Here is a 17297-nt window from a genome sequence, read left to right as displayed (position 1 = left end):
ATGACATGGTACTGGCCCTGGCCAATGGCCAAAGCGGGATCCCCCCCCCTGCAGGCCAGCACGGAAGCGGCCCAGACTCTGGCGGAGATGGTCGTTCAGGTCTGCATTGACCTGGCCAAGGCCATTGCCCGCGATGGGGAAGGGGCCACCAAGCTGCTGGAGATCCGGGTGCAGGGAGCTCCCAACGATAGGTCAGCCCGGCAGATGGCCCGCGTGATCGCCAGCTCTCCCCTGGTGAAGGCAGCAGTTTTTGGCAATGATCCCAACTGGGGACGAGTAGCCGCCGCTGCTGGGCGGTCTGGGATCCCCTTTGACAGCCGTCGCTTGGAGGTTCGCCTGGGGGATTTTCTGCTGTTGCAGGGGGGAATGCCTTTGGCTTTTGATCGCCAGGCAGCCTCCGAGTACCTAAAGAAAGGAGACCCAGTAATCTTCACCGTGGATCTCCACCAGGGATCTGGCCAGGGCGTTGCCTGGGGCTGCGATCTCAGCTACGACTACGTACGCATCAACGCCGAGTACACCACCTAGACAGCCCGCGGCAGCCAGAAGAACTAGAAGCTGAGGCTCTCCCAGGAGACGTTGATGTCTTCCAGGAGCAGCGACTTGTTGTAGATCTGCAGGATGATCAGCAAAAAGATGCCAAACAGCACCATAAAGACCGCCATCAGAGGTGTGGTGCCCCAGCCAGGGGCCACCTTGCCGTATTCCGAGTTGAGGGGACGCAGCAGATCGCCCAGTTTGGTACGAATAGCCATAGGTTCTCGCGCTAGGTCAAAGAGAGGACAGGTTTACCCAGTCGGAGGTCAGCACGGCGGCAGATCCCAGCCAGACAGCCTCCTTTTAAGATCACGCTAACAGAATCTGGTCACTTCCCTTTGCCGCCGGCAATGAATTGTAAACTTGTGTAATATGTAGGGAGATTCTCTCAGAATTGAAGAGTTAGCTATGGAATCCACCCTTTCGCTGGTTGTGGCCATTGCGGCGACAACCATCTGCATCACCGCCTTTGCCATCTACACGGCCTTTGGCCCCCCTGCCAAAAACTTGCAGGATCCCTACGAGATGCACGAGGATTGAAGCCGGTCGTTTTGCGGTTCCAGTGCATGCCTGCTCGGTTACCCTCTCGTCTCCCCTTCCACAAATACCAAGGCCTGGGGAACGACTTCATCTTGGTGGACAACCGCCACCAGTCCCAGCCCTGTCTGACTCCAGAAGAGACCGTTGCCCTGTGCAACCGCCGCTTTGGCGTGGGGGCAGATGGGGTTATCTTCCTGCTGCCGGGGCAGGCGGGGGCCGATTTCAGCATGCGCCTGTTCAACAGCGACGGCTCGGAGGCGGAAATGTGCGGCAACGGGATCCGCTGTTTGGCCCGCTTTTTACAGGATCTGGGGATCCCCGCTCAGGATGGTGCCTACCAGATCCACACCTTGGCGGGGCGGATTGTGCCGCGGGTGCAGCCCGATGGCCTGGTGACAGTGGACATGGGGATCCCTCGCCTGTTGGCCCAGCAGATTCCCACCACGCTGGCCGGGCCAGAGGAGAAGGTGATTCGGCAACCGCTCCCAGTGGCCGGGCGGGAGTGGCCGGTGACGGCGGTGAGCATGGGCAACCCCCATTGCGTGGTCTTTCTCGAGGAGGAGGGATCCCTGGAAGAGCTGGATCTGGAAAGGGTAGGCCCCCTGTTTGAGCATCACCCCGCCTTTCCGGAGCGCACCAACACCGAATTCGTGCAGGTGCTCAGCCCTAACCGCCTGCGGCTGCGGGTTTGGGAGCGAGGGGCAGGGGCGACGCTGGCCTGTGGAACAGGGGCTTGTGCCGCCCTAGTAGCTGCCGTCTTGGAAGAGCGGGCCAAGCCCCAAGCCACGGTAGAGCTGCCGGGAGGCAGCCTGGAGGTTCGCTGGGATCTTGACACCCAACACGTGTGGATGACAGGGCCAGCCCTGCCCGTTTTCAGCGGCACCACCGCCGATTGAGAGGTCTCAGGATCCCAGCCCCAGCAGGAGAAGAGCCAGCAGGGTGAGAATCCCATAGGCAGTGCTCCAACCCTGCCGCCAGATCAACGCCACTGCCAGGCCCAACAAGACCAGCCCCAGCCCCAGGCCGAGGCGTAGGAACAGAGGATGAACCCACTGGTTGAGGGAGCGTTTGAGCCAGGGGAAGATCACCCCCAAGCCGAAGGCCAACGCCACTGGGATCCAGTCGATCCCGCTCGTCCGCTCCCAGCCCAGCAGGTAGAGGCCACCCAGGCAAAGGCCCAAGCCAAAAAGCAGCACCCGCATGGTGGGATAGTCTTGCCGGTAGCTGGAGGCGCGGCTCCAAGCTCCCTCCGGCCTGCTCAGGGTCAACGGCTCAACCACAAAGCTTTCACTCCACTCCGGCGCTGCTTCAGTTTGACCACGGCACCAGAGGTAGACGTTGACTTTGCGCAACCCCTGCAGCAGTGAGGCCTCGACAGCGCTGCGCACCACCTCCATCACCTGCAGCGTGTCCACCACATCGCCGGGCAGCCGTTCCAGCAGCACATTCAGCACCTGACCCTTCAGCTCGGCGCGGCCAAACAGCCGCAGATCGGCTAGCTTGTAGTCGAGGATTTGGTTTAAGGTCTTGAGCTGGTGGCGCATGGATCCCGGCACCCAGCCGTTTTAAGGTTGTCCATAGCTTTGCTAAACCAGTTTAGCGGTTGGGAAGAGGCAGGGGAAAAGCGGGATCCAAGGCCGTCAAACGCGCGTGCGAATGCACTGGCGAATGCGGAGGTTAGATTGCTCCAGATCGGCGAACCCGCTCAGGAGGGTGCCTTGACTGTCCAAAAGCAGCAAGGCGGCCTGGCGGCGAAAATCGATCCCGGGCAGCACCTCGGCAGCCACCTCCTGCAGTTTTTGGATGGCTGATCCCTCGAAATCGACCGAGACATAGACAAACGGAGAAACCAAGCGGGGATCCGTCGGCACGCTGTCTCGAATGGCCTGCAAAACCAAATTGCGCACCAGCAGCAGCCCCCTGCCGTCTATCAGCACGATCCGGCGCAGGCGGGGATTTTGCCCAAACTCCAGGGCCAAACTTTTGGAGAGGGCCTCCGCTTGGGAGCGAGTTTGGCTGTTGGTCAAGATCAGCACCTGCAGGCCGTCGGAACTGCTTAAGTCAAGTGGATCCCCGGCAACGCTTTCCAGCTTGAGATCAAGAGAGGCGTTGGGACTGCCCTTGCTGGGGCAGTTGCCGGCTTGAGCTGGAGCCAACGGGCCCGCGGAGAGGAGAGCAAAGGTAGCAACCCCCAAAGCGATCAGTCTTTTTGGAAAGCCAAGCGGGCAGCAATTAGGTGGGGCCCCGCAACTAAGCAAAACTCGTTTCATAGCAGCAAGTTCTGGGGTGAGCTGGCCAAATCTTAACTAATCTTCATCTTTAGCTTTGGCGCTCTAGAGTACCTTTTGGGCTTCCCAAGCCTGTTGGGTTGCCAGCCAGCCTGCGCCCATAATGGAAAGCAGTTTCTCGTTGGCGGCAGATATGACTTCTGGCTCCTTGTTGGATGGCCTCAATCCTTCTCAACGCCAAGCGGTGCAACACTTTTGCGGCCCCTTGCTGGTGGTGGCGGGGGCAGGTTCCGGCAAGACGCGCACCCTTACCCACCGCATCGCCTACCTCATCCGCCACTATCGGGTGGATCCGGAGGAGATTTTGGCTGTTACCTTCACCAACAAGGCCGCCCGCGAAATGAAGGAGCGCATCGAGCAGCTTTTTGCCGAGCAGGAGGCACAGGAGCAGTTTGGGATCCCGCTTGCGCAACTGGAGCCGGCCCAGGCAACGCGCTTGAAGTCCAGCGTTTACCGCCGCTGGATTAAGCCCCTCTGGATCGGCACGTTCCACAGCCTATTTGCCCAAGTCTTGCGCCTGGAGATTGAAAAGTACCAGGATCCCAAGGGACGCAAGTGGACTCGTGACTTCTCAATTTTCGATGAGTCGGACGCCCAATCCCTGGTTAAAGAGATTGTAACTAAGCAACTCAATTTAGATGAGCGCCAGTTCGATCCAAGATCGGTGCGGTACGCCATCAGCAAGGCAAAAAACCAGGGTTGGACTCCCGCCGATCTGGAGCGACACCAGCCCAACTTCCGGGGCCGCATCCTGGCTCAGGTTTACGAGCTCTACGAAGATCAACTGGCGGCCAATAACGCCCTCGACTTCGACAACTTAATTTGGATCCCGGTACAGCTGTTTCGCCAAAATGAGCAGGTCTTGGCTTACTGGCACCAGCGCTTCCGGCACATTCTAGTGGACGAGTACCAAGACACCAACCGCACCCAGTATGAGCTGATCCGGCTGCTGGTCACCAACGGCGAGACCCGCAGATCTCAGTTGGATTGGAAAAACCGGTCGATCTTTGTCGTGGGAGATGCAGATCAAAGCATCTATCGCTTTCGTGGGGCAGACTTCACCATTTTGCTGGAGTTTCAAGAGACCTTTGGCGATGGCCTCCCAGATGACGATACCCGCACCCTGATCAAGCTGGAGGAAAACTATCGCTCTACAGCTACTATTTTGCAGGCAGCTAACGTCCTCATTGAGAAAAACACCGAGCGCATTGATAAAGTTCTCCGGCCAACTCGCCCCTTGGGCAATCCCATCGTTTGCTACCAGGCGGAGGACGAGATCGCTGAGGCTGAGTTTGTAGTCAACACCATCCGCAGGTTACACAGCCAAAATCCCAACTTTTCCTGGGGAGATTTTGCCATTCTCTACCGCACCAATGCCCAGTCTCGCCCCTTTGAAGAGGTTCTGCTGCGCTGGGGGATCCCTTACACGGTGGTGGGCGGGCCGCGATTTTACGATCGCAAAGAAATTAAGGATGTGCTGGCCTATTTGCGGGCTGTGCTCAACCCTGCTGACTCTTTTAGCCTGCTGCGTATTATCAATGTGCCGCGGCGGGGCATTGGCAAATCAACCCTGGACAAGCTCACCGAAGCGGCGGCTGCCTTAAATGTACCCCTGTGGACTATCCTTAGCGACGAGGCTGCTGTAACCAACCTGGTGGGGCGTTCGGCCAAGCCGGTTCTTCAGTTTGCCGAGCTTATCCAGCATTGGCAAAAACAGATGGCCCAGGTTTCGGCTGCCGCCCTCCTGGAGGGGCTGCTGCGGGATTGCGGCTATCTGGAAGATCTCAAGGCCCAGGGCACAGAAGAGGCCGAGCAAAGGATCGCCAACGTGATGGAACTCTACAACGCGGCCCGCCAATTTGAAGAAGAACAGGAGGATCCCAGCCTTGAGGCTTTCTTGAGCAATGTATCTTTGGCTTCGGATTTGGACAACCTTCAGGAGGGAGCTGAGAAAGTTTCGTTGATGACGTTGCACGCTTCCAAAGGTCTGGAGTTCCCGGTCGTATTTTTGGTGGGGGTAGAGCAGGGACTATTTCCCAATTTTCGGGCTTTGGAGGATCCCGCTGCTTTGGAAGAAGAACGGCGCCTCTGCTACGTGGGCATCACCCGCGCCCGTGAGCAATTGTTTATCTGCCACGCCAGCGAACGGCGGCTCTACGGCAACCGCGAATCTGCCATCCCCTCTCTATTTTTGAGTGAGCTGCCCCAAGAGCTGATCCAATGGGAGAGAGGCAGGGGGCTTTCGTTCTCCGCGGACAACATGGCTGCAGCCACGCCCAAGGCCAAGACCGCTCGCCGTCAGGGCCCCCAGCAGTGGGCGGTGGGAGATCGCCTGCAACACCCCAAATTTGGCCAGGGGCAAATTACTCACATCTTTGGTAGTGGCGACCAGGTTACCTTGGCCGTGAAATTTCCCGCCGTTGGCCGAAAAATTTTGGATCCCCGCATCGCGCCCATTCAAAAGCTCAGCTAGCTAGCTGGACTCAAAGGGGCTGTAGATGCCGGGTGGGCAGTCCAAAAAGAGAGGATTACTGCAAGTCTAGGAACCGCTCGCGGGAACGACGGACTTGCTGACCTGGCATGACACCTGAAGGGGGAACTTTGCGGCTGCTTGCGCCAGGGAGATGGCTCAGGGCCGTGGGGCAACCGTTTTCTGACTAGGAAGGATGCTAGTCTGGTGAAGCAGAAACTTTGGGCAGTGGCAGCTCCCGCCTGGCAGGGCTTAGCGGCAGAGGATGTCCCTGCCAGGAGCATCTTGGCAAGAGAAGCATGTAGTGGGCCGGCGCTTTTCCTTGAGGGGGGGGCAGGGCTAAGATAGCGGGAAAGGTTTCGTTACCCGTCGGCCCATGACCCTTGCCTCTGAGACCGAATCCTCGCAGCAAGCTCCGTCAACGCCTGAGCCTGCTCGGGTGCCAGATCCGGAGTTTCCCTACGAGGTCGAGATGACCTTGATGGAGCATCTGGAGGAGTTGCGCAGCCGCCTCTTGGCCAGTGTAATTGCGGTGGCCTTATGTATCGTCGCCTGTTTTCTGGTGGTGAACCGCATCGTCGCCCTGCTGGAGGTGCCTGCTCAAGGGGTGACCTTCTTGCAACTGGCGCCGGGCGAGTATTTTTTCGTCTCTATGAAGGTGGCGGCCTATTCGGGGCTGCTCTTGGCCACGCCCTTTGTGCTTTACCAAATTGCCCGCTTTGTCTTGCCGGGGCTGAGCGTGAAGGAGCGCAGGCTGCTGGGGCCGGTGGTGTTGGGATCCAGCCTTTTGTTTGTGGCTGGCTTGGTCTTCGCCTATTACCTCCTCATTCCGGCGGCGCTCAACTTCTTCATTCGCTATGGCGAAGGGGTGGTGGATCAGGCCTGGTCCATCGACCGCTACTTTGAGTTTGTGCTGCTGCTGATGTTCAGCACTGGCTTGGCCTTTCAGGTGCCGATTTTGCAGGCGCTGCTGGGAGCCTTGGGTCTGGTAACTGCTGAGCAGATGTTCAAGGGTTGGCGCTATGTTGTCCTGGGTTCGGTGGTGGCGGGAGCCGTTCTCACCCCTTCGACGGATCCCCTCACCCAAAGTCTCTTGGCTGGCGCCGTGACGTTCCTGTACTTGTTCGGCATTCTGCTGGTGAAGCTACTTGGCAAATGACCCACGGCTGTAGGTGCTAGTTCTGGCCTCTGGATTTTCCGAGCCAAGGGTAGAGGTACTGCTTTCCGAGAGCTCTGAGCCGGGGGGCAAGGGCTGTCTGCGGGAAAAAGGAGCCTGGATATCTTTGCTTCTGACCATGGTGGCGGTGGTTTGGCTGGGATCCGCCCTGGCCTACGGGAGTACCCTCCGCGCCATCATCTCTGACCACCTGCTGAGCTGCTGCTTTTGTCTGATTGTATGATTTTTGGCTTGAAAACAACTCTTTATCCGGCCAGCACTTACGATCCCTCCTATCCGGTTGGCAGCTACTGGGACAGCACGATCGCGGATCCCAGTTGGCGATATCCGGCGCCTTTGCAAGGCTCGGTTGAGGCCGAGGTGGCTATCCTGGGGGGAGGATTGACGGGGTTGTCGACGGCCCTGCACCTGGCCCGCGATCACGGTATCTCGGCCTGTCTGCTGGAGGCGGGATCCCTGGGCTGGGGGGCCTCGGGGCGCAACGGCGGTTTCTGCGGCGTGGGGGCGAGCTACCTTACCCACACCCAGATGGTACGGCGGATAGGCCTGGCAGAGACGGAGCACTACTACCGGGATCAGCGGCAGGCAGTAGAAACCGTCCAAGAGCTGGCTACTACCGAGGGCTTTTCCCTAGATGCCCAGGGTCAAGGTTGGTACGCGGTGGCCCACCGCCCCAGCGCTTGGCGGGAATTGGAGGCCGAGTACCAAATCTACACCCAGGTGGCCGGCTACCCGGCCCAGCTCCTCAGCCCCAAAGAGCTGCGGGAACGGGGCTTCGATAGCCAAGAGAACCATGGCGCTCTGCACATCGGAGTGGGGTTTGGCCTCAACCCCCTCAAGCTTATCCAAGGGCTAGCCCAGGCAGCTCAAAGGTGGGGGGCGCGATTGCACAGCGCCAGCCCTGTTGTCGCTTGGGAAAAGACGGGATCCCAACACTTCTGCCATACGCCGGGGGGAACGGTGCGGGCGCGGCACCTGGTTATCGCCACCAATGGCTACACTCCAGGGGCTCTGTATCCCCAACTGGCGGGATCCCTGTTGCCGGTGCTTTCCAACATTCTGGTCACCCGGCCTCTGACGCCTGCAGAGCGAAGGGCTCAGGGCTGGTGGGATCCGACGCCAATCTACGACACACGACGGCTGCTGTTCTACTACCGTCTCCTGCCGGACGGGCGCCTGCTGTTTGGGGGGCGGGGCGGCACCCGCAATACTCCGGCAGAACGACAGCGCCTGCAGGCTTGGATGACTCGGCAGCTTTACCGTCTCTTTCCCGCCTGGGAGGGGGTGGAGATCGAGTACGCTTGGAACGGCCTGGTCTGCCTTTCGCGGCAGCTTCACCCCCATATCGGTTCTTCGCCGACGGATCCCAGCTTGTGGTATGGCCTGGCCTACCATGGCAGCGGCGTGGCCACAGCGGTGTGGGCGGGCAAAATCCTAGCCCAGGAGGTGGCCGGCGTCCGACCCCAGATTAGCGCCCTCTTTCGCCAGCCGCCGCGCGTTTTCCCTTTCCCCTGGCTGCGGCTTCACTACCTGCGGCTGGGGTATCTTTGGTGGCAGTTGACGGATGGGTAGCTCCTCCAAGTGTGCGGGGGATCCCTCTGTTCGGTGGAGCAGTCCTGCCTTAGCCTAGTCATAGTTTGGCCAGAGAAATGTTGCCTGTCGTCGCTCCTGAGGTACCCCGTGCTGTTCCCGTCTTGCCGTCGGCCTGCCCCGGATCCCTCTTCTCTTGCAGCCCGTCGCCGCCAGCGGCTCTCGCCAGCAGGGCAGCGGCTAGGATTGGCACTGCTGCTTGGCTTGCCCACTATGTTTTGGCCTTGGCCCGGATTTGCCCAGATTGCCGGATCCCTGCTCAGCCCTTTGGTGGCCGCCTGGATTCGCTCTGAGGTGCAGCAGGTCGACAACTTGCAGGTGCAGATCGCCGGTTCCGACGCCCAGATTTTGAACGGCCAGATCCCCCAGGCCCAGGTGTCGGGAGACAACCTTATCTATCAGGGATTCCAGGTCAGCCACCTGCGGCTGCAGGGCCAGGATATTCGCCTCAATGTAGGGGAAGCCATCCAAGGACGTAGCCCCCTGCAACTGTTGGCGCCCGTGCCGGTGCAGGTGAGCTTGCGCCTCACCGAAGACGATCTTAACCGCACCCTTCAGGCTCCCCTCATCCAGTCTCAACTGGCCCAGGCACAGGTGCAACTGCCCTTTGGAGGTCAAGCGGTGCCCTTCTTGATCCGCCAGCCCCAGGTCACCTTGGAGCAAAATCGGCTGCGCATCCAGGCCCAATTGGTGACTCCCGAGGGGGTGGAGGTGCCGGTTACGGTGCTAACCGGGCTACAGGCCCAGGGCCCCAACCAGTTGCGGCTGGTCAATCCCCTGTGGGTGAGCGAAGGGCAGGAGATCCCCATCCCCGGCCTGGCGGATTTTCCCATTCAGTTGGATCCAGGCGTGCGCATCGATCGCCTGGAGTTGCAGCCCGGCCAAATCCTCTACGAGGGAATGTTGGTCATCTACCCGGAAGCGGCGGCAGTGCCGCAGGGGTAGCCGGCTGTTGCCGGAGCTCAACCCCTTGAGCTCGCCTTTGGGCGGTGCCGGCGGGCTCTGCTGTGGCCAAGTTGTGATCGGGATCAAACCCAAGGCTGAGGCTGCTGGGCGAGAATCCCTCTAGCCGCTGCCAAGCGGACGCGGAGGGGTGGTGTATTGAGGTGAGTTCATGGTTTGGGGATCGCCGCCGCTACAACCCAGCGTTAGGCCCCTGCTCCTAGGGACTCTGCCGCTAATCCTGTCGCTGGTGTTGCTGGGGGGATGTTCCAGCGACGCATTCTCCACGGTGCCCCTAGAGGGCACGGCTGCCGGCACACGCACGGCTACACCCCCAGGGCGAACTTTCTCCGATATTCCACCCGGCCGGGATCCCCGCTTGAAGCACCTTTGGGCCAGCTTTGTGATCACATCTGAGCAGTTGCAATCCGCCCGCAAGGCTCCCATCGCTCTCCACCCGCAGGCTCTCCTTCCCTGCACCGACTGCGAGAGCTTGGCAGAGCAGCCGGGGGGATCCCCGCTCCCCACCCCTTCCTCCCCCGCCGTGGGCACCTATCGGCCTGACCAGCTCACGCTCTCTTTCCGAGTTGAGCCCCACAAGACCTTTACCCGCCTCAGCGGCAGCTTTCACCTGGATACCACCACGCCTCTGATTCACCCTGGCGAGGGGGTGCGCCTAGCCGTCCAAAAAGCCTTCTTAGGGGAAGAGGCTCTCGAGCCGCTGCCGCCCCCTCAGGACTTCTATGCCCGCCAGATTACTCAAGGTCGGTTCGAGGAGCGCACGTGGAGTTTCCCTTTCTCCCTACCGGAGGCCGACGCCCCTGCCCCCTCACCGTCTCTGCGGCTGCAGGTTGTCCTCACCTCCCCCATCCCGCCCGATTCTGCCCCTTTTCAGCGGGGCAGGCCGCTGCCGCCCCCCACGGGCCGGCTGTATCATGGGGTCACTTGGTCGGGCATGCCAACTTGGGAGCAGCTCTTGTCCTATCGCCAGGCCATCGGCCAGCCCCCTGCCTGGGCAGCGGTGGAGCACCTCTGGGATCCGCGGCAGGATTTTCCCCAGCCCCTGGCCAATCGGCTGCGGGAGAGCGGCTCCGTTCCCTACCTGCGCCTGCGGCTGCAACCGGCCCACCTCTCTTCCCTGGCTGCGGGCGAACAGGATGAGACCTTGCGCTCTTGGGCCCGGGGCATCCAGCGCTTTGCTACCCCGATTATCCTGGCCATAGCTGCTGGGGACGGGGATACCGAGCTGCAACGACGGGCCTACCGTCACCTGATACAAACCCTGCGCTCTGATGCCAATTTGCTCTGGGTTCTAGAGCTGGAGGGAGCGGATAACGAGGCAGCGTCTGCCTGGGCCGCCTTGCCAGGGGTGGACTGGCTGAGCCTGGAGGTGAAGGGGGATCCTGGGGCTTTTGAAGCATTCTACCGTCGCCTTGTGGCCTTTAACCCCCAGTTGCCCCTGATTCTCAGCGGCCTGCCCCCCGACGCAGAAGCTGCCCAGTCCTTTTTGGAAGACTTGGAAGCCCGGCGGTGGCCCCAGGTGATTGGCTGGAGCTGGGCCCTGGGTCCGCAGGGGATCCCGCCCGCGGCGGCGACAAACTGGCAGCAGCGTTTGCACCAAGGGGATCCCCCCCTCTGGCTGGGAGAAATGCGGGTGCAGCCCCTGCCCAGCCCTTCGCCCTCAGCCAAGCCCTGAGAAAAGATAGAGCAGCGCCTCGGCTGGAAAAACCCTCCCAAAACAGTCGATAATAGGCCAACCCACTGCTTTTTCTTTCGGTCTTCCCAGAATTGTGGCCCTGACCTACTCACCGCCGTCGCGCTTTGCCCAAGCCATCCAGCGGGGGGAATTTCTGCTCACGGCTGAGATCACCCCCCCCAAGGGATCCGACACCAGCACCTTGCTGTCTCTTGCCCAGCAGCTCAAGGGTCGGGTGCATGCCATCAACGTCACGGACTCCAACCGCGCCATGGCCCGCATGAGCCCCCTGGCCGCCTCACTGCTGTTGCATCAGGCGGGCATTGAGCCCATCCTGCAACTGGCCTGTCGGGATCGCAACCGCTTGGCTCTGCAAGGAGATCTGTTGGGAGCTTCCGCCCTCGGCCTGCGCAACGTGTTGGCCCTCACCGGGGATCCCATCCACATCGGCGATTGTCCCGACGCCCGCCCGGTCTTTGACCTGGAATCGGTGCGCCTGCTGCAGCTTATCCAACGCCTCAACAACGGCCTCGACTGCAACGGCAAGCCCCTCCCCGACGGCGGCACCTGCCTGTTCCCCGGAGCAGCGGTAGAACCCCAGTCCGGCAGCTTTTCCGGCCTGGAGCGGCGCTTCCACCGCAAGCTGGAGAACGGAGCCCAGTTTTTCCAAAGCCAGATGGTGACCGACTTCGAGCAACTGGAGCGTTTCATGGACAAGCTGGGCCGCCCCGCCGGCAAGCCTATCCTGGCGGGCATTTTCCTGCTCAAATCCGCCAAAAACGCCCTTTTCATCAACCGCAACTTGCCGGGGGTGCAGATCCCGGACGCCATCATCCAGCGGCTGGCCGATGCCCCCGATCCCCTGGCAGAAGGGATCCGCATTGCTGCCGAACAGGTGCGCCAGGCTCGCCAGATCTGTCACGGCGTACACCTCATGGCCGTCAAGGCCGAACACCTCATCCCGCACATCCTGGACGAGGCTGGGATCCCGCCCCTAAGCAGCTAGCTCAACACCTGCTCCAAGCCATAGACCAGCCCCTTGAGCTGCAGCACCTTGCGAATGCCCAGGATCACTCCCGGCATGAAAGCCACCCGATCCGTGATGTCGTGTCTCAAGGTCAACGTCTGCCCCATGCCGCCGAAGATCACCTCCTGGTGGGCGACTAGCCCCGGCAGGCGAACGCTGTGGATGGGGATATTGGGGCCGGGGATCCCTCCCCGCGAGCCGGGGAGCAGCTCCTTTTCTTCCACCTCGGGCGGGTTAAAGGCTTTGCCCAGTTGTCCCAGCCGTTGCGCTGTCTGTAGAGCCGTGCCGCTGGGGGCATCGGCTTTGCGGTTGTGGTGCAGCTCGACAATCTCCACGTGATCGAAATATTGGGCCGCCTGCAGAGCCATCTGCTGCAGCAGGATCATGCCGATGGCAAAGTTGGGCGCGATTAGACAGCCCACACCGGACTTGTCTGCCAGATCCCGCAGCCGCTCCACCTGCTCCGACGTCAGGCCCGTCGTCCCCACCACCGGCCGCACCCCAAAAGCAATGGCCGAGCGGACATTTTCATACACGGAGCGCGGATGGGTGAAGTCCACCATGACACCTCGGGTACTCCGCTGCGACAGCCGCAGCAACTGACCTGCCAGATCCTCGGTAATCTCTACTCCCAGGGATCCCAGGCCCAACACCTCACCAATGTCCGCGCCCAACTGGGAACGGGCCACCGCCCCCACCAACTTCATGTCGGGGGTTTGGGCCACCGCCCGCACCACCTCCCGCCCCATCTTGCCCAAAGCTCCCACCACCAAGACCGGGATGGGCTCAGGAGCCGCCGTCCCCTCACCAATGGTGGCGCCCTCTTCTCGTCCTTCTTGCTCGACCGCTGTTGTCACCACCTGCCCCCTTGCCTCACCTAGCGCTGGATCCCCAAGCGGAGCCTCACAATTTCACCTCGATGTCTACCCCTGCCGGCAGATCCAGCTTCATCAAAGCATCGATGGTTTTGGAAGAGGGGGAGTAGATGTCGATAATGCGGCGGTGGGTGCGAACTTCAAAATGTTCCCGCGAATCCTTATCCGTGTGGGGGGAACGCAGCACACAGTAGAGGCGACGCCGCGTCGGCAAAGGGATCGGGCCAACCGGCACAGCCTCCGTACGGCGGGCTGTGTCCACAATTTTGTCGCAGGAAGTATCCAGCAGCCGATGGTCGTAGGCCTTTAGGCGGATCCGAATTTTCTGTTGCGTCAAGGTAGCCATAGTCAGAGAGAAGGTAGGGTGTACTCAAAAAAATGGCAGGGATCGAGCTTGCCTGGAGTGACCAGCGCCCAATCCCTGCCAGGAGAAAGCCGCTTACTTCAGGATCTTAGAGACCACACCGGCCCCTACGGTACGACCGCCCTCGCGAATGGCAAAGCGCATCCCTTGCTCGATGGCGATGGGCTGGATCAGCTCTACCGTCATCCTGACACGGTCGCCGGGCATCACCATCTCCGGCTTAGAGCCGTCGTCAGCCGTGAAGGAAGTGATGGTGCCGGTGACGTCGGTGGTACGCACGTAGAACTGAGGACGATAGCCAGCGAAGAAGGGAGTGTGACGTCCGCCCTCCTCCTTCTTGAGGACGTAAACCTCCGACTCGAACTGGGTGTGAGGAGTAATGGTCTTGGGCTTGGCCAGCACCATACCCCGCTCCACCTCGTTCTTCTGAATACCCCGCAGCAGCACGCCGACGTTGTCGCCAGCAATCCCCTCGTCCAGGGTCTTCTGGAACATCTCTAGACCGGTAACGGTGGTGGAACGGGTTTCTCGCAATCCCACCAGCTCCACGGTTTCGCCAACTTTGATGCGGCCCCGCTCGATCCGGCCCGTCGCCACCGTACCGCGACCGGTGATCGAGAAGACATCTTCCACCGCCATCAGGAAGGGCTTGTCTACATCCCGCTCCGGCGTCGGAATGTAGGAGTCCACCGCATCCATCAGCTCGTAGATCTTGTCCACCCAGGGATCCTCACCCCGCTGGGTTTTGGGGTTGGCCTGCATCCTTTCCAGAGCCTTGAGAGCGGATCCCCTGACAATTGGGATTTCGTCGCCGGGGAAGTCGTACTTGGAGAGAAGCTCCCGCACCTCCAGCTCCACCAGCTCCAGCAGCTCCTCGTCGTCCACCATGTCCACCTTGTTGAGGAAGACCACCAAGCTGGGTACCCCCACCTGACGGGCCAACAGGATGTGCTCCCGCGTCTGCGGCATTGGCCCATCGGCCGCCGAGACCACCAGGATGGCCCCGTCCATCTGGGCTGCGCCCGTGATCATGTTTTTCACGTAGTCAGCGTGGCCGGGGCAGTCCACGTGGGCGTAGTGACGCTTCTCCGTCTGGTACTCCACGTGGGCAGTATTGATGGTAATACCGCGGGCTCTCTCCTCTGGCGCCGCGTCGATCTCGTCATACCGCTTGGCTGTGGCCTGACCCAAAGCAGCCAAGGTCATAGTAATGGCGGCGGTCAACGTCGTCTTACCGTGGTCGACGTGGCCAATGGTGCCAACGTTGACGTGCGGCTTGGTACGTTCAAACTTAGCGCGTGCCATGAATCGTCACTTCCTTTTAATTTCAGTTGGTTACTCCACTTCCTTTGCTTTTGGCGATGATGGCTTCGGCAATACTGCGAGGAACTTCCTCGTAGTGGCTGAACTCCATCGTAAAGATGCCCCGCCCTTGAGTTTTGGAGCGGATGTCGGTGGCATATCCAAACATCTCCGCCAAGGGAACCTTGGCATTGACCTTGGAGATGCCACCCTCTGTACTCATCCCCTCCATCTGGCCGCGACGGGCGTTGATGTCTCCAATAACATCCCCGACGAAGGCTTCGGGAACTTCCACCTCCACCTTCATCATTGGCTCCAGCAGGACGGGGTTGGCTCTGCGAGCAGCCTCCTTCAGCGCCATCGAGCCGGCGATCTTGAAGGCCATTTCGCTGGAGTCCACCTCGTGGTAGGAGCCGTCCACCAGGGTGACGCGAATATCGATCAGAGGATAGCCAGCCAAGACCCCGGACTCGCAGGCTTCGCGGATCCCTTGCTCGGCAGGCGGAATGTACTCTTTGGGGATGACACCACCCACAATTTTGGAGACAAACTCGAACCCCGTACCCGGTTCTGCTGGCTCCAGGTCGATGACCACATGGCCGTACTGGCCGCGGCCGCCAGTCTGGCGGATGAACTTTCCTTCCACGCGGCTAACTGGCTTGCGGATGGTTTCGCGGTAGGCCACTTGGGGATTGCCCACGTTAGCTTCTACGTTGAACTCCCGCAGCATCCGATCCACCAGAATCTCCAGGTGGAGCTCGCCCATGCCGGAGATGATGGTTTGGTTGGTCTCTGGATCCACCGAGACGCGGAAGGTGGGATCCTCCTTGGCCAGGGCCTGCAGCGCTTTGGAGAGTTTGTCGATATCAGCCTTAGTCTTGGGCTCGACGGCCACGGAGATCACCGGCTCGGGGATATATAGGGACTCCAGGATTACCGGCGCGTTTTCGTCGCAGAGGGTGTCTCCGGTGGTGGTATCTTTCAGGCCCAACACAGCTCCCAGATCGCCTGCTCGCAGCTCATCTACATCTAGACGCTCGTCCGCTTTGAGCACCACCAGGCGGGAGATGCGCTCTTTTTTGTTTTTGGTGGAGTTGAGCACATAGGTGCCCTTGGTTAGCACCCCAGAGTAAACGCGGATAAAGGTGAGGTCTCCGTACTTGTCGCTCATCAGCTTGAAGGCCAGAGCGGAGAAGGGCTCGTCGTCGCTGGCCTTGCGCGACACCTCCGACCCGTCCGGCAGTACCCCCTTGATGGCGGGAATATCGATGGGAGAAGGGAGGTAGTCCACCACTGCGTCCAGGAGCATCTGCACACCCTTGTTCTTGAAGGCAGAGCCGCACAGCAGGGGCACAATTTGGCCGCTGATGGTGCCTTTGCGCAGACCAGCCATGAGGTCGGCTTCGCTCAGATCCTCCTCGGCAAAGTATTTCTCCATTAGGGCCTCGTCGGTCTCGGCCACCGCTTCCACCAGCTTGGCCCGGTATTCCGCCACCAGATCCTTCATCTCTTCGGGGATAGGGGCAGGGCGAATGTCCTTGCCGATCTCATCCATGTAGATATTGGCCTGCAGGCGCACCAGATCGACGATGCCGCGAAACTCGTCTTCGGCCCCGATGGGCAGTTGGATGGGCACGACGTTGGCTTTGAGGCGCTCCCGAATCTGGTTATAAACCTTAAGGAAATTGGCCCCCATGCGATCCATCTTGTTGACGAAGGCGATGCGGGGCACGTTGTAGCGGTTGGCCTGCCGCCAGACGGTTTCCGACTGCGGCTGCACGCCCCCCACCGAGTCGAAGACGGCGATTACCCCGTCCAGCACCCGCATCGATCGCTCCACCTCGATGGTGAAGTCCACGTGCCCTGGCGTATCGATGATGTTGATGGTGTATTCCGGCGCGCCAGCGAGAGGTTGGGAGGGGTTTTTGGGATCCCGCTTGGTCCAACGGGTGGTGATGGCCGCGGCCGTGATGGTGATGCCCCGCTCCCGTTCCTGAGCCATCCAGTCGGTTACCGTGGTTCCCTCATGAACCTCGCCAATCTTGTGCACCAGACCGGAATAGAAGAGGATCCGCTCTGTGGTCGTGGTCTTGCCGGCATCGATGTGGGCCGCGATACCAATATTTCGAACTCGTTCCAGGGGAACTGTGCGTGCCACGTCAACCTCCCAATCCTCGTCGCCCTGCGACTCGGGCAAACTAAAAAAACCTTTACAATTCTAGTCTTTTTTTGCCCCTTCTCCTCTAGATCCAGCCCAGATCTCAGCAGATGGGAAGGGATCCCAGCAACATCCTCCTTCGCTCGGCCAGCAGGGCTCAGTAGCGGTAGTGGGCAAAGGCTTTGTTGGCCTCGGCCATGCGATGGACTTCTTCTCGCCGGCGGATGGCGTTGCCGGTTTCGTTGGCCGCATCCATAATCTCATTGGCTAACTTGGCAGACATGGTGCGCCCTGGACGGGTTCGGGAAAAGGTGACTAGCCAGCGCAGCGC

At 60.6% G+C, this 17297-nt stretch carries 15 protein-coding genes and 2 pseudogenes; 9 read left to right on the top strand and 8 right to left on the bottom strand.

The genetic code is table 11. The features are described 5' to 3' along the window. Positions 1 to 528: pseudogene (locus NW835_RS02980) on the top strand (bifunctional ornithine acetyltransferase/N-acetylglutamate synthase); the annotation flags it as partial. Positions 529 to 551: 23 nt separating this feature from the next. Here NW835_RS02980 and psbH read toward each other — a convergent pair. Beyond that, positions 552 to 755 (bottom strand): photosystem II reaction center phosphoprotein PsbH, encoded by a 204-nt coding sequence (psbH, locus tag NW835_RS02975; protein WP_011430181.1) that lies wholly within the window; start codon positions 753 to 755, stop codon positions 552 to 554. Positions 756 to 945: 190 nt separating this feature from the next. Here psbH and psbN point away from each other — a divergent pair, with 190 nt between their 5' ends. Further along, complete coding sequence (gene psbN, locus NW835_RS02970; RefSeq protein ID WP_414363859.1) at positions 946 to 1077, top strand: photosystem II reaction center protein PsbN; 132 nt, start codon at positions 946 to 948, stop codon at positions 1075 to 1077. Between the two features lie 26 nt (positions 1078 to 1103). Beyond that, entirely contained in the window at positions 1104 to 1973 is an 870-nt protein-coding gene (dapF, locus tag NW835_RS02965) for a diaminopimelate epimerase (protein WP_414414483.1), read from the top strand. Positions 1974 to 1979: 6 nt separating this feature from the next. Here dapF and NW835_RS02960 read toward each other — a convergent pair whose 3' ends face one another. Both NW835_RS02960 and NW835_RS02955 read right to left on the bottom strand, forming a co-directional pair. Then, complete coding sequence (locus NW835_RS02960) at positions 1980 to 2621, bottom strand: hypothetical protein (RefSeq protein WP_414363857.1); 642 nt, start codon at positions 2619 to 2621, stop codon at positions 1980 to 1982. Positions 2622 to 2717: 96 nt separating this feature from the next. Then, positions 2718 to 3233 carry a hypothetical protein gene (locus NW835_RS02955; RefSeq protein WP_414414482.1) on the bottom strand — a complete coding sequence of 172 codons (516 nt, stop codon included), beginning with the start codon at positions 3231 to 3233 and terminating at the stop codon, positions 2718 to 2720. Positions 3234 to 3498: 265 nt separating this feature from the next. Between NW835_RS02955 and pcrA the strand changes: the two genes are divergently transcribed. The 6 genes from pcrA to NW835_RS02925 all read left to right on the top strand — a co-directional run bounded on the left by pcrA (position 3499) and on the right by NW835_RS02925 (position 12246). Then, positions 3499 to 5838 carry a DNA helicase PcrA gene (pcrA, locus tag NW835_RS02950; RefSeq protein WP_414414481.1) on the top strand — a complete coding sequence of 780 codons (2340 nt, stop codon included), beginning with the start codon at positions 3499 to 3501 and terminating at the stop codon, positions 5836 to 5838. Between the two features lie 373 nt (positions 5839 to 6211). After that, positions 6212 to 6994, top strand: coding sequence for a twin-arginine translocase subunit TatC (gene tatC, locus NW835_RS02945; RefSeq protein ID WP_414363854.1), 783 nt, complete (start codon positions 6212 to 6214; stop codon positions 6992 to 6994). 249 nt (positions 6995 to 7243) lie between these two features. Further along, complete coding sequence (locus tag NW835_RS02940) at positions 7244 to 8584, top strand: NAD(P)/FAD-dependent oxidoreductase (protein WP_414414480.1); 1341 nt, start codon at positions 7244 to 7246, stop codon at positions 8582 to 8584. 231 nt (positions 8585 to 8815) lie between these two features. Next, positions 8816 to 9547, top strand: a complete 732-nt coding sequence (locus tag NW835_RS02935; protein WP_414370716.1) for a DUF2993 domain-containing protein — start codon at positions 8816 to 8818, stop codon at positions 9545 to 9547. Between the two features lie 169 nt (positions 9548 to 9716). Further along, the gene (locus NW835_RS02930; protein ID WP_414414479.1) at positions 9717 to 11240 is read left to right on the top strand and encodes a hypothetical protein; all 1524 of its coding nucleotides are present in this window, start codon (positions 9717 to 9719) and stop codon (positions 11238 to 11240) included. Between the two features lie 94 nt (positions 11241 to 11334). Continuing rightward, entirely contained in the window at positions 11335 to 12246 is a 912-nt protein-coding gene (locus NW835_RS02925; RefSeq protein ID WP_414385821.1) for a methylenetetrahydrofolate reductase, read from the top strand. Here NW835_RS02925 and dapB read toward each other — a convergent pair. The 5 genes and pseudogenes from dapB to NW835_RS02900 form a co-directional block, all read right to left on the bottom strand. Further along, complete coding sequence (gene dapB / locus NW835_RS02920; RefSeq protein ID WP_414363875.1) at positions 12243 to 13079, bottom strand: 4-hydroxy-tetrahydrodipicolinate reductase; 837 nt, start codon at positions 13077 to 13079, stop codon at positions 12243 to 12245. The two genes, NW835_RS02925 and dapB, sit on opposite strands and share 4 nt — an antisense overlap. Positions 13080 to 13170: 91 nt before the next feature. Further along, entirely contained in the window at positions 13171 to 13488 is a 318-nt protein-coding gene (gene rpsJ, locus NW835_RS02915) for a 30S ribosomal protein S10 (RefSeq protein ID WP_011430161.1), read from the bottom strand. A 93-nt stretch (positions 13489 to 13581) separates the two neighbouring features. Further along, the gene (gene tuf / locus NW835_RS02910) at positions 13582 to 14811 is read right to left on the bottom strand and encodes an elongation factor Tu (protein WP_414363849.1); all 1230 of its coding nucleotides are present in this window, start codon (positions 14809 to 14811) and stop codon (positions 13582 to 13584) included. A 22-nt stretch (positions 14812 to 14833) separates the two neighbouring features. Continuing rightward, entirely contained in the window at positions 14834 to 16966 is a 2133-nt protein-coding gene (fusA, locus tag NW835_RS02905; protein ID WP_414414478.1) for an elongation factor G, read from the bottom strand. Between the two features lie 157 nt (positions 16967 to 17123). Beyond that, positions 17124 to 17297 (bottom strand): annotated as a pseudogene (locus NW835_RS02900) (30S ribosomal protein S7); the annotation flags it as partial.

The organism is Synechococcus sp. OH2, assembly GCF_047462155.1.
In the GTDB taxonomy this organism is placed as follows: Bacteria; Cyanobacteriota; Cyanobacteriia; order Thermostichales; family Thermostichaceae; genus Thermostichus.
Note: the sequence above shows the minus strand (reverse complement) of the source record. Positions and strands in the feature narration are given on the sequence as shown.